The 11,378-nt window shown below is 67.4% G+C and carries 11 protein-coding genes and 1 tRNA gene; 4 read left to right on the forward strand and 8 right to left on the reverse strand.

Annotated features, from left to right (window positions below; all coding sequences use genetic code 11):
- Window positions 1-404 precede the first annotated feature (404 nt).
- Window positions 405-1,310 (reverse strand): SphA family protein, encoded by a 906-nt coding sequence (locus tag CHC02_RS25515; RefSeq protein ID WP_089394190.1) that lies wholly within the window; start codon window positions 1,308-1,310, stop codon window positions 405-407.
- 305 nt (window positions 1,311-1,615) lie between these two features.
- On the opposite strand from CHC02_RS25515, the gene tatA reads away from it, so the two are divergent.
- Entirely contained in the window at window positions 1,616-1,843 is a 228-nt protein-coding gene (gene tatA, locus CHC02_RS31010; RefSeq protein ID WP_089394191.1) for a twin-arginine translocase TatA/TatE family subunit, read from the forward strand.
- Between the two features lie 309 nt (window positions 1,844-2,152).
- Here the strand turns inward: tatA and CHC02_RS25525 are convergent, their stop codons facing one another.
- From CHC02_RS25525 to CHC02_RS25555, 7 genes are all read right to left on the reverse strand, one after another.
- Window positions 2,153-3,406: an aspartate aminotransferase family protein gene (locus CHC02_RS25525; protein WP_089394192.1), complete on the reverse strand. Its 1,254-nt coding sequence runs from the start codon at window positions 3,404-3,406 to the stop codon at window positions 2,153-2,155.
- A gap of 62 nt (window positions 3,407-3,468) precedes the next feature.
- Window positions 3,469-4,356 carry a LysR family transcriptional regulator gene (locus CHC02_RS25530; RefSeq protein ID WP_089394193.1) on the reverse strand — a complete coding sequence of 296 codons (888 nt, stop codon included), beginning with the start codon at window positions 4,354-4,356 and terminating at the stop codon, window positions 3,469-3,471.
- Window positions 4,357-4,412: 56 nt separating this feature from the next.
- Complete coding sequence (locus CHC02_RS25535) at window positions 4,413-4,949, reverse strand: 2,4'-dihydroxyacetophenone dioxygenase family protein (protein WP_089394194.1); 537 nt, start codon at window positions 4,947-4,949, stop codon at window positions 4,413-4,415.
- 124 nt (window positions 4,950-5,073) lie between these two features.
- The gene (locus tag CHC02_RS25540; protein WP_089394195.1) at window positions 5,074-6,489 is read right to left on the reverse strand and encodes an amino acid permease; all 1,416 of its coding nucleotides are present in this window, start codon (window positions 6,487-6,489) and stop codon (window positions 5,074-5,076) included.
- Between the two features lie 272 nt (window positions 6,490-6,761).
- A complete protein-coding gene (locus CHC02_RS25545; protein ID WP_089394196.1) occupies window positions 6,762-7,163 on the reverse strand; it encodes a helix-turn-helix domain-containing protein in 402 nt (133 codons plus the stop codon).
- An 8-nt stretch (window positions 7,164-7,171) separates the two neighbouring features.
- Window positions 7,172-7,456, reverse strand: coding sequence for a type II toxin-antitoxin system HigB family toxin (locus CHC02_RS25550; protein WP_089394197.1), 285 nt, complete (start codon window positions 7,454-7,456; stop codon window positions 7,172-7,174).
- A gap of 186 nt (window positions 7,457-7,642) precedes the next feature.
- Window positions 7,643-7,716 (reverse strand) — tRNA-Gly (locus CHC02_RS25555).
- Window positions 7,717-7,876: 160 nt separating this feature from the next.
- Between CHC02_RS25555 and CHC02_RS25560 the strand changes: the two genes are divergently transcribed.
- The 3 genes from CHC02_RS25560 (at window position 7,877) to CHC02_RS25570 (ending at window position 11,285) form a co-directional block, all read left to right on the forward strand.
- Entirely contained in the window at window positions 7,877-8,440 is a 564-nt protein-coding gene (locus tag CHC02_RS25560; protein ID WP_089394198.1) for a COG3904 family protein, read from the forward strand.
- Window positions 8,441-8,656: 216 nt separating this feature from the next.
- Window positions 8,657-9,757 carry a polyamine ABC transporter substrate-binding protein gene (locus tag CHC02_RS25565; RefSeq protein ID WP_089394199.1) on the forward strand — a complete coding sequence of 367 codons (1,101 nt, stop codon included), beginning with the start codon at window positions 8,657-8,659 and terminating at the stop codon, window positions 9,755-9,757.
- A gap of 313 nt (window positions 9,758-10,070) precedes the next feature.
- The gene (locus tag CHC02_RS25570; protein WP_089394200.1) at window positions 10,071-11,285 is read left to right on the forward strand and encodes a GGDEF domain-containing protein; all 1,215 of its coding nucleotides are present in this window, start codon (window positions 10,071-10,073) and stop codon (window positions 11,283-11,285) included.
- Window positions 11,286-11,378: the final 93 nt, after the last annotated feature.

Genomic DNA, 11,378 nt, shown 5'->3' on the forward strand with positions numbered 1-11,378 from the left:
GATCAGGCGCACATGAGCGGATTTTCATCAGGGCTCGGGAGCGGATGTATCGCTCCATGAAGCCGGATATACGGCAGCAGTCGTACCCAAGTTCGAAAAAGCACGTCGGTCGCTGGCAAAACGGGAGGAGTCCATATACGAATAACCGTTCGCGGTTATCCGCCGCCGGCCGGGATGCCGGTGCCCGAGAAAAATGGCGGATAACGTCATAGGCGTTATGCGCCCTACGACCGTGCTCCCCTGGACCCGTAGGAGCGGGCCCTGCCCGCGATTTCGCGCGCAGGGCCCGCTCCTACAGGGGAATTGCGTGGGTGGGGCAGCGTAGGAGCGGATCTCATCCGCGAATCGCGCCGGTACCTCCGGCCATCGCGGACAAGGTCCGCCCCTACACGCACCCTGCCCCCTCAGAGCGGCGTGGTGAACTTGAACCAGAAGGTCTGCCCATCCGGGCGGTTGCGCACGCCCGAGTCGTCCTGCCACTTGGCGCTGAAGAACCAGCCGTCCTTGCTCGCGTACTGCACCGCGGGGCCGATGGAGAAGCTTCGCCCGCGGGAATCCTCGACCTCGTGGCCATCGAGCTTGTCGTCGCTGATCTGCTGGTAGGCGTGGCCGCCGACGCCGAGCACCCAGCCATTTCCCATGCCCCAGCCGAGGGTGTAGTCGGCGTGCAGCTCGCGCCCGGACTGGTAGTCGGTGGCGCGGTTCTCGAAGTTGTAGTCGTGCATCAGGCGGATGTCGGCATTGGGCCCGGCCGGGTCCACGTAGGTCATCGCCAGCACCGCCTGCACGGTGTAGTAGTGGGTGCCCAGGTTGATGATGTCGTCCTTGTCGTAGCTGCCGGTGGGCAGCACAAAGTCGACGCCGGTGGCCACGTGGAACTTCTCGCTCGGGTGGAAGCCGATCACCGGCCCCAGGTGGGCATCGCCGATGCCGCGCTTGTGGTCGTGGGGGCCATTCTTGATGTTCAGGCGCATGTCGGTCAGCGGCAGCAGGGCGTGGAACCCGAGGTCGCCGCCCAGCACCTTCTGCTCCGTCACCCAGACGAAACGCGGCACCAGGGTGGAGACCCGCAGGTCGATGTCGGCGGCCTTGTGGCCGCCATTGTCACGCAGCGTATCGGCCAGGTAGTTGCCGGCGAACAGCTGGGCGTAGGTGCCAGGCGGTGGAAGGATGCCCATCCCGTAGATCTCGATGCCCATGGGCCAGGAGGAGGTGCCGCCCTCGGTGGCGAGGGCCGAGGTGGCGGCGCCAGCCAGGAACAGGGCGCAAGCGAGGCGGGATGCGCGAAGGCGAAGGGTCTTGTCGAACATGAGTGCCGGCCTTTGTTGTTATTGAAGTGGCGCACGACCGCTTCCGCATGCCGTGCCGGCGACCTGAATCAATTACCATGCCAGACAATAAATCATTTAAAATCAATTAGTTGAAAATAAACCTCGAATAAGCCAAGTAAATACTCTTAAGAAAATTCCGCTCTCCGCGGAAAAGTCTCCAGCCGCCCGCGCCATCCATGAAAAGTCCAGGTTATCTGTTGGATAGTGCCTTCTGCGCCAGGGCCCCCCCACCAAGAATGCAGGCGCCAATAACGACCACCAAACCGCGACCTGGAGGCATGGTGATGGGCATATTCGACTGGAAACACTGGCTGGTCCTGCTGCTGGTGGCGCTGCTGGTATTCGGCAGCAAGCGGGTGAAGCACCTGGGCAGCGACCTCGGCGAAGCCATCAAGGGCTTCCGCCGCTCGGTCAACGCCGAGGACGAGCCGACGGCGGCGCAGAAGCTGGCCGGCGAGGAAACCGTCGCCGAACCCAGGCGGCTGCAGGAAAGCGCCCGTCAGCAAGCCTGAAAGCCCACAACCTGTAGGAGCGGGCCCTGCCCGCGATTTCGCGCGCAGGGCGCGCTCCTACAGGGGAATGGCGCAGGTGGGGCAGCGTAGGAGCGGATCTCATCCGCGAAGCACGCCGATACATCCGGCTATCGCGGAGAAGCTCCGCTCCTACGGGAAAAACACCACGCATTCCCGCACGGGCCCTGCCCGCGATTTCGCGCGCAGGGCGCGCTCCTACAAGGGAATGGCGCAGGTGGGGCAGCGTAGGAGCGGATCTTATCCGCGAATCGCGCCGGAGCCTCCGGCTATCGCGGAGAAGCTCCGCTCCTACGTTGCAGGCGAGCACGGCTTTTCGGCCAAACGCCCCACCGCCTGCTCGAACGCCACCTTCATCTCCTCCACCACCGCATCGGTGTGGGCGAAGGACAGGTACAGCCGGCCGTACGGCGACGGCATCAGCAGCAGGCCCGCGCGGCGCAGTTCCAGATGCAGCGCCTTGCTGAAGCCAGGGTTGGCGATGCGCGCGGCTTCGTCGAAGTCCCCCGGCGCCCGCTCGGCCGGCCAGAGGCCGAAGACGTTGCCGTAGCCACTGGTGGCCAGGGGCAGGCCGTGGCGCTCGAACAGCTCCACCAGCCAGGCGCGCAGGGCATCCCCGCGTGCCACCAGGGCGGGGTAGTCGGCACTCGCCAGTTGGTCCAGGGTCGCCTGCACCGCCGCGCAGGCCATGGGGTTGCCGCTGAAGGTGCCGCCGCGCAGCACCCGGCCTTCCTCGAAGCCGGCCAGGATGTGCGCCTTGCCCAGCACGGCCGAGACCGGCACGCCGTTGCCGATGGCCTTGCCGACGCTGGCCAGGTCCGGGTCCAGCCCCTCGTACAGGCTGCTCAGCCCGGGGTGGCGGCGGAAGCCCATCAGCACCTCGTCGCTGATCACCAGCGCGCCGTGGGCATGGGCCACGCGCTGCACGTGCGCCAGGTAGCCGGGCGCGGCCATGATGCAGCCGGCGTTGGCCAGCATGGGTTCGAGCAGCACGGCGGCGATGTCCCGGTGCTCGGCGAACAGCCGCTCGACGTCGTCGAAGTCGTTGTAGCGCAGCAGCGTCATGCGCTCGCTCGCCGGGCGCTGGCCGGGGGCGAAGGTGGCCTCGGCGGAGCCGACGTTGCCCAGGGTCACCTCGTCGAACCAGCCGTCGAAGCCCGCGGCCATCTTGGCGATGCGCGGGCGGCCGGTATGGGCGCGCGCGGCGCGGCAGGCCAGGTGCACTGCCTCGCTGCCGGAGTTGGTGAAGATCACCTTGTCGAGCGCGCCGCCGTGGCGCGCCAGGCAATCGGCGGCGGCGTGCTCGCGCACGTGGGCCCAGGACGGCGCGGCGGCGTCCTGCAGGGCGGCGCCCACCGCCTCGATCACCGCCGGTTCCGAATGGCCGAGCAGCACCGCGCCGAAGCCCAGCGCGGTATCGATGTAGCGCCGCCCCCGGTCGTCCCAGAGGTAGGCTCCCCTACCCCGCTGGATGAACAGCTTCTCGCCGTCCAGGTCGGGAAGAATGCGCGCGGCGCTGGATACGTCACCCACCAGATGGGCCATGGTCTACTCCTGCATCGCGCCCGCCGGGCGGGCGCCTCGTGATTGGGTCGGAAGGGCCTGCCCTAGGGCAGGCTCCAGGGGGCCTCGCGCAGGCGCTGTTCGAGGAAGTCGCGGAAGACCTTGATCCTCGGGCTCAGGTGCTTGCGGTTGGCATAGATCAGGTACACCGGCTCGCGCAGGTCGCTGGGGTATTCCTCCAGCACCTGCACCAGGCGGCCGGCGCGGATGTCGGCGCCGATGTGGAAGTCGGCCAGGCGCACGATGCCGGCGCCGGCCAGGGCCATGTCGCGCAGCAGGTCGCCCTGGGCGAAGGTCGCCGCCGGGGCCACCGGCACGCTCAGGCGCTCGGCCCCTGCGCGGAAGCTCCAGCGGTTCCACGGGCTGTCGAAGCTGAACTGGAAGCAGCGGTGCTGCAGCAGGTCCCGCGGGTGGCGGGGCGTGCCGCAGCGCGCCAGGTAGGCCGGGGCGGCGCAGGTGATCCACTGGGTCTCGCCCAGGCGCCGGGTCACCCGGCTGGAGTCCGGCAGCACGCCGCTGTGGATGGCCAGGTCCAGGCCCTGCTCGAACTGGTCGACGTACTGCGCGCCGACCTGGATCTCCACCTGCAGCGCCGGGTAGCGGTCGAGGAACTCCGGCAGCCAGGGCGCTATCTGGTGCTTGGCGAAGGTGGTCATGGTGTGGATCCGCAGGGTGCCGCTGACCCGCGTCGGCAGCGCCTCGGCCATCGCCTCCACCACGGCGCGGGCGCTGCGCAGGTAGGCGGCGCCTTCCTCGGTCAGCGTCAGGCTCCGCGTGCCGCGCTGGAACAGGCGCACCCGCAGGCGGTCCTCCAGGCGGCTGATCAGCTTGCTGACCGCCGAAGGCGTCATCTCGTGGGCGCGCGCCGCGGCGGAGAAGTTGCCGTGCTCGACCGCCCAGATGAAGGCCAGCAGTTGCGAATAGTTGTCCATGTCCGATCCTCGATGCGCCGTGGCGGCGAGCATAGCGCCCGCCGCGCCGGCCTGCGTCAGCGGATGAAGCGCTCGACGTAGTCCTCGCCCAGGCCGATGGACGCGTAGTGCCGGCGCGCCGCCTCCAGCTTGGTGAAGACATCCTCGTAGCCCACCGCCACGCCCTGCGGGTCGACGTAGGTGTAGCCGCCCTGGACATGGAACCAGGTGATCATCTCCTCGACGTCGTCGGGCACGTACAGGGTGTGGGTCTCGCCCGGCGGCTCGAAGGCGAAGGAGCCCTGCTCGGCGGTCCAGTCGTGCTCCAGGTACCACCAGCGGCCCTTGAGCACCAGCGCGTGCACCCCGCCGGTGTGGCGGTGGCGCGACAGCACACCGCTCTGGCGCACACGCAGCAGGTTGATGTAGTAGCCGCCGCTCACGCTCAGCAGCAACGGCTTGAAGGACACGCTGGCGGTCACCGGGACCCACAGCTGGTCGTCTTCCAGCCACTGGTCCAGCACGCCGGGCAGGACCATATCCGGCGCCATGAAGGGCACCTGCGGCAGTTGGTAGGGGATCGCCAGTTCGTCCGGCTTCATCGCGATGCTCATGGATCACTCTCTATCAGGCAGTTGGAAAGTCCGCGGCGGGCCCGAGGAGCCCCGCCACGGGCAGGTTAGGTGTATGCCTGCGGCGGAAAAACCGGGCCACCGGCACAGGCGCTGTGAAGCGGCGTCACTGCACCGCCAGCTCGCCGAAGCCGCCCTGCGCGCGCTGCGCGGAGAGCTGCGGCTGGCGCTTCTGCAGGTACAGGCCGATGCCCGCCAGCAAGGCGCTCAGGCCCAGGGTGGTGAGCAACTCGCCACGGTGGCCGGGGAACACCGACATGATCGCCAGGATGCCGACGATCAGCGCGATGGTCGCCAGGGTCAGCCAGGGGAAGGCCCACATCTCCACCGCCAGGGGCTCGCCGCTGGCGCGCAGCTTGCGGCGCATGCACAGCTGGGTGATGGCTATCACCAGGTACATCAGCAGGGCGATGGCGCCGCTGGAGGCGAGCAGGAAGTCGAACACCTCCTTGGGCAGCAGGTAGTTCGCGCCCAGCGCCAGCAGGGCCACGCCGGCTGTGCTCAGCACCGCGGCCAGCGGCACGCCGCGGTGGCTGGTGCGGCCCCAGGCGCGCGGCGCGTCGCCCCGGTAGGCCAGCGAATAGGCCATACGCGAGGCGGTGTAGATCGCCGAGTTCAGGCAACTGCTCACCGCCACCAGCACCACCACGCTCATGATCTGCGGCGCATAGGGGATGTTCATCGCCGCCAGCACCGACTGGTACGAACCCTGCGCCAGCCCCGGCGCGTTCCACGGCACCAGGCACACCACCACCAGCATCGAGCCGAGGTAGAACAGCCCCAGGCGCCAGACCACGGCGCGGATCGCCTTGCGGATGTTGGCGCGCGGCTCCCTGGTCTCGGCGGCGGCGATGGTCACGATCTCGCTGCCCTGGAAGCTGAACATCGCCGTGAGCATGGCGGCCACCACCGACACCGGCCCCTTGGGCATGAAGCCGCCGTCGGCATACAGGTGCCGGACGCCGGAGGTGGAAGAGCCCGGCAGCAAGCCGAGGATCGCCAGCACGCCGAGGACGATGAAGCCGACGATGGAAACCACCTTGAACAACGCCAGCCAGTACTCCAGCTCGCCGAAGTTGCCCACGCTCAGGCAGTTGCACAAGGTCAGCGCCAGGGTGATGCCCAGCGCCGCCACCCAGGGCGCGACGCCCAGCCAGGGCGCCAGGATGTTGCCGGCGACTATGGCCTCGATGCTGATCACCAGCACGTAGAACCACCAGTACAGCCAGCCGATGGAAAACCCGGCCCAGCGCCCCATGGCCTGGTCGGCATAGGCCGAGAAGGAACCGGTGTCCGGCCGCGCGGTGGCCATCTCGCCGAGCATCTGCATCACCAGCACGACGATGACCGCAGCCAGCAGATAAGCCAGCAGCACCGCCGGCCCGGCGGTGGCGATGGCATTGGAGGAACCGACGAAAAGCCCGGCGCCGATCACGCCGCCGATGGAAATCATGGTCACCTGGCGGCTCTTCAGGCCGTGGCCCAGGCGGTTCTTGGGTGGGTTCTCAGGCGTCGCGTTCATCGACAGCACCTCGGCACGCAGGATTGTTCTTGTGATTGTCCAGGACCTCATGGGCCTTGGTCTGCGCAGGGTAGGGAGCTTGCGGTGGGCTGATAATCCCTGTTGGGGGCATAGGGGGTGTGAATGCAGTTCACAGCCAGGGAGGCGACGGAGGTCCAGGCCTGGTGGTCGTGTGTCACCAAGCCCTCGTCGGGAGGAAGAGATCGGGTGCGTGGGCGCCGCCTAGGTACGCCAGGTGCCGTTCACTGATCCGGCCTGTCAGCGTTCCAAACTCAGAAGAACACGTCCACCGGCACGTTGAAGCGGGCAGCCAGGGCGCGGATGTGGCGTACGTTGAGCTGGCGCTTGCCGGCCAGGATCGCCGAGACCACCGACTGCGGCCCTACCTCGGGCAAATCGTCCTGGTGGAGGCCATGCTCCTGCATCAGGAAGCGCAGCACCTCGTGCCCTGGCGCATCGGGGATGGGGTAGTGCTCGAGGTCGTATTGGCTGACCAGATCGCCCATGCGCGCCGCCAGGCCCGCCAGCGGGTGGCCTTCCACCCCGCCGATTTCATCGAGCAGTTCATCCAGGGTGGCGACCAGGGCATCGTAGTCGGCTTCGCTCTGCGGCGGCGACAGCAGCGGGGCGACATAGCGCCAGTGCTCCATCGCCTGCTTCAGGATCGCACTCATTGTCCACCTCACTTCCACTGGTCGCGGTCGTACTCTTTGTGATCGAGCACGGCGCGGATGAAGACCTTCTTGAACTGATAATCCACCACGGCGATCAGGCGCAGCTTGTTGCCGCCGATGTCGAACACATGCTTGTCCGCGACCTTGTCGACACTGGGAAAAGCCTGCTTCATGGCGGCGAAATCCCCCGGCTCCACACGGCGCATCAGCCGGTACCAGGCCTCCAGGGCAGTGGCCGCGTGGGGCCACTTCTGCCGGGCCTCCCAGATGCGCTTTTGGGTGATGACGTGCATGCCTGACGTTTCATCGCAAAATGCTATGTTCGATATGCTATGGCAATACCGACAGCATAGCAAACTGCGATAGTCAGGCGGTGAGGATCAGCCCGTAGTTTCTGCCCTCAGTCTTCCTTCGGAACTTTCCAGCCCCAAAAGCAAAGCCCCCGGCAACTGACGCTGCCGGGGGCTTTGCAAGGATTCTGGAGCGGGCGAAGGGAATCGAACCCTCGTCATGAGCTTGGGAAGCTCAGGTAATGCCATTATACGACGCCCGCTTGGGGGTGCCTTTTTACCAGAAGGCGCGGGCGGAGTGAAGCCTTGGTGCTTCAATTGGGGGCATTCGCCGATTCGGAGGCGGCGGGTGGTGCCAAATGCCAGCATCGGCGGTATCTTCCGCTCCCATCGATTTCCCCGGGTTGGGGGTGAGGCAGGTTCATGGGCAATACCCTGGTGCGTGCGGCCGTGCTCGGCCTTTCCTTGCTGTGTTCGACGGCGGCGTTCGCGCGGGTCGAGGTTGCGCCGGTGCAGAACAAGTCGCTGGGGCTCACCCTGGCGGTGCGCATCACCGAGGACATCGCGCCGGGGGACTACGAGCGCCTGCTGCAGGGGCTGAAGCGCAACCCCGGCAAGTTCGCCCGCAAGATCGCCCTGCTCGACTCCATCGGCGGCAGCCTGGGCGAGGCCATCAAGATGGGCCGGCTGCTGCGCGAGGCCGGGTTCGACACCTGGGTGCCGCGCAACAGTGTGTGCCAGGGCACCTGCGTCTACCTGCTGGCCGCCGGGCATACGCGCCGGGTGCGCGGCTACGTTGGCCTGCACCGCCCCTATTTCCCCGGCGGCGATTCCTGGCTGGCCGACGGCGCCAGCCGCTACAGCCCGGCCGCCTACCTGCGCGAGATGGACGTGCCCACCGCCCTGCTGGACGACATGGCGGCCATCGAGCCAGGGCGCATGCGCGTGCTTTCCGCGCAGGACCTCGCGCGTTACCGGCTCGACTGAGCCACCTGGCACGACGGTACGCCTTGTAACAGGCGGTGCCGGAATTCCGTCGCCGCGCCCGCCAGCCCGATTTCCGCCCCTGACCTCCAGGCTAGAGCCGCCGCGGGCCGGCGGCCGGGCAATGGCCGGGAGCCATTATCGGGAATGGTTCTTGCTGTCGATCCATGCGGAAGACCCAACTTACCGCACGGATAGAAGAAAATCGGAGCAACCTGCATGTTCAAGACCTTCGGCAAGACCCTGCTCGCCGTGACTCTGGCGGGCGCTGTGGCTGGTATGGCGCAGGCGGACAACAAAGTGCTGCACGTTTACAACTGGTCCGACTACATCGCCCCTGACACGGTCGACAAGTTCACCAAGGCCACCGGCATCAAGGTCGTCTACGACGTCTACGACAGCAACGAGGTGCTGGAGGCCAAGCTGCTGGCCGGCAAGTCGGGCTACGACGTGGTGGTGCCGTCGAACAACTTCCTCGCCAAGCAGATCAAGGCCGGCGTCTACCAGCCGCTGGACCGTTCCAAGCTGCCGAACTGGAAGAACCTCAACCCGGACCTGATGAAGACCCTCGAGATCAGCGACCCGGGCAACAAGTTCGCCATCCCCTACATGTGGGGCACCATCGGCCTGGGCTACAACCCCGACAAGGTCAAGGCCGTGCTGGGCGACAACGCCCCGGTGGACTCCTGGGACCTGGTGTTCAAGCCCGAGAACATCCAGAAGCTGAAGCAGTGCGGCGTGAGCTTCCTCGACTCGCCCACCGAGATGCTGCCGGCGGCCCTGCACTACCTGGGCTACAAGCCCGACAGCAACGATCCGAAGGAAATCAAGGCGGCCACCGCGCTGTACCAGAAGATCCGCCCGTACATCACCTACTTCCACTCCTCCAAGTACATCTCCGACCTGGCCAACGGCAACATCTGCGTGGCCGTCGGCTACTCCGGCGACGTCTACCAGGCCAAGGCCCGCGCCGCCGAAGCGAAGAACAACGTCCACGTGCTCTACAACATTCCGAAGGAAGGCGCCGGCGCCTTCTTCGACACCGTGGGCATTCCGAAGGACGCCGAGAACCCCGAAGGCGCGCTGCAGTGGCTCAACTTCCTGCTCGAGCCGCAGGTCATCGCCGAGATCAGCAACGTCACCTCCTTCCCCAACGGCAACGCCGCGGCCACCCCGCTGGTGAACGAGGAAATCCGCAACGACCCGGGCATCTATCCGAAGGAAGAGGTGATGAAGAAGCTGTACGCCTTCCCGGACCTGCCGGCCAATACCCAGCGCCTGATGACCCGCAACTGGACCACCATCAAGACCGGCAAGTAAGCCGCGCCTTGCGGAACACCTGACGCACCCATATGGTGCGCAACAGACAGGCACGCCCCCTTTTCGCCCAGCGAGAGGGGGCGTGCCGCTTTGCGCTTCCCGCCCGGCGGCGCTGCCTTCCGTCGTCCGCGGGCTCGAATTCGATCCGCACTCCAGGCATGATGGCCACAAGACATCACTGCATTTCACTGCGCAACGGAAGCCATCGGTCGGGCCGGGCAACCGCACCGCCATGGACCGAGGCGCCAGCGCGCCGGGCCGGCGCGTGCCCACCCCCGCCGTAGCGTCCCGGGGCGCCCCCAGGAGCCCAGGCATGAGCGCCTACGCCGACACCACCCCGCCGCTGCCCGAGCGCCCCGCCGAGGACTACCTCGCCGAGCGCGTCGCCACGCTGTTCTCCACCAGCCCGTCCACCGCGGTGGGCAACGTGTTCTCCGGCACCATGGTGTTCGGCGTCTACCATGCCAGCGCGCCCCTGCCCGGGCGCTGCCTGTGGCTCGCCGTGCTGGTGTTGCTGATGAGCGTGCGCCTGGGCCTGGTGTACGCCTGGCGGCGCGACCCGCAGCGCCTGGCGCCGCATACCTGGGCGCGCCTGACCATGCTGCAGTGCGGCGCGGTGGGGCTGGCCTGGGGCATCGGCGCCACCTGGCTGATGAGCTACGGCACGCCCTACGAGGACGTGATCTACGGCTGCATCGCCCTGGCCTCGGTGATGGTGGCCATGAGCAACGTGTCCTACTGGCCGGCGCACCTGGCCTTCCACGTGCCCATGTTCCTCTTCCTGGGCATCGCCTATTTCCACGACCCCGAACCCCAGGCGACCTTCCTGGCGGTCTCCGCCTGGGTGGTCTGCCCGTTCATCGCGGAGATGGGCCGGCGCCTGCAGATCCGCTTCAACGAGGCGCTCAAGCTGGCCTGGGAACACCAGGTGCTGGCGCACAAGTATGCGTTGGCCAACCAGGAGCTGGCGGTGCTCAGCCGCACCGACGACCTCACCCGCATCGCCAACAAGCGCCACCTGGACGAGACGCTCAAGCGCGAATGGCACCGCTGCGCCCGGCACGCCGAGCCGCTGAGCGTGCTGATGCTGGATATCGACCACTTCAAGCTCTACAACGACGGCTACGGCCACCTCGCCGGCGACGTCGGCATCCGCCGCGTGGCCGAGGCCATTCGCAATAACGTGCGCGAGCACTGCGATTTCGTCGCCCGCTTCGGCGGCGAGGAGTTCACCGTGGTCATGCCCGGCGCCGACCTGGCCACCGCCTGCGCCATCGGCGAGCGCATCCGCGCCGCCGTCGAGGCCCTGCAACTGCCCCACGCCTGGGCCGCCCGCGGCCACCTGACGGTGAGCATCGGCGTGGCCTCCACCGCCCAGGGCCCGGTGGCCAGCCAGGAAGCCCTGGTGGGCAACGCCGACGTGGCCCTGTACGCCGCCAAGCATGGCGGGCGCAACCGGGTGGAAGCCTTCAGCGGTGACCCGGCCAAGGCGCCGCTGCCGCCGGGCCAACCCTGCCTGCCCAACTGACGCCCCCTGCGCACAAGGCTGCAAACGCAGCGCCCGCTCAAGGGTGCAGCTGGCGTGCGCGTGGCGAGCGCCCGTGAAAATGTTCAGTATAAT

Source organism: Pseudomonas delhiensis, assembly GCF_900187975.1.
Taxonomy (GTDB): Bacteria; Pseudomonadota; Gammaproteobacteria; order Pseudomonadales; family Pseudomonadaceae; genus Pseudomonas; species Pseudomonas delhiensis.

What these genes read in the sequence shown, in the direction of transcription:
- CHC02_RS25515 (WP_089394190.1), bottom strand. Translation starts at nt 1,310, where the DNA reads ATGTTCGACAAGACCCTTCGCCTTCGCGCATCCCGCCTCGCTTGCGCC.
- tatA (WP_089394191.1), top strand. Translation starts at nt 1,616, where the DNA reads ATGGGCATATTCGACTGGAAACACTGGCTGGTCCTGCTGCTGGTGGCG.
- CHC02_RS25525 (WP_089394192.1), bottom strand. Translation starts at nt 3,406, where the DNA reads ATGGCCCATCTGGTGGGTGACGTATCCAGCGCCGCGCGCATTCTTCCC.
- CHC02_RS25530 (WP_089394193.1), bottom strand. Translation starts at nt 4,356, where the DNA reads ATGGACAACTATTCGCAACTGCTGGCCTTCATCTGGGCGGTCGAGCAC.
- CHC02_RS25535 (WP_089394194.1), bottom strand. Translation starts at nt 4,949, where the DNA reads ATGAGCATCGCGATGAAGCCGGACGAACTGGCGATCCCCTACCAACTG.
- CHC02_RS25540 (WP_089394195.1), bottom strand. Translation starts at nt 6,489, where the DNA reads ATGAACGCGACGCCTGAGAACCCACCCAAGAACCGCCTGGGCCACGGC.
- CHC02_RS25545 (WP_089394196.1), bottom strand. Translation starts at nt 7,163, where the DNA reads ATGAGTGCGATCCTGAAGCAGGCGATGGAGCACTGGCGCTATGTCGCC.
- CHC02_RS25550 (WP_089394197.1), bottom strand. Translation starts at nt 7,456, where the DNA reads ATGCACGTCATCACCCAAAAGCGCATCTGGGAGGCCCGGCAGAAGTGG.
- CHC02_RS25560 (WP_089394198.1), top strand. Translation starts at nt 7,877, where the DNA reads ATGGGCAATACCCTGGTGCGTGCGGCCGTGCTCGGCCTTTCCTTGCTG.
- CHC02_RS25565 (WP_089394199.1), top strand. Translation starts at nt 8,657, where the DNA reads ATGTTCAAGACCTTCGGCAAGACCCTGCTCGCCGTGACTCTGGCGGGC.
- CHC02_RS25570 (WP_089394200.1), top strand. Translation starts at nt 10,071, where the DNA reads ATGAGCGCCTACGCCGACACCACCCCGCCGCTGCCCGAGCGCCCCGCC.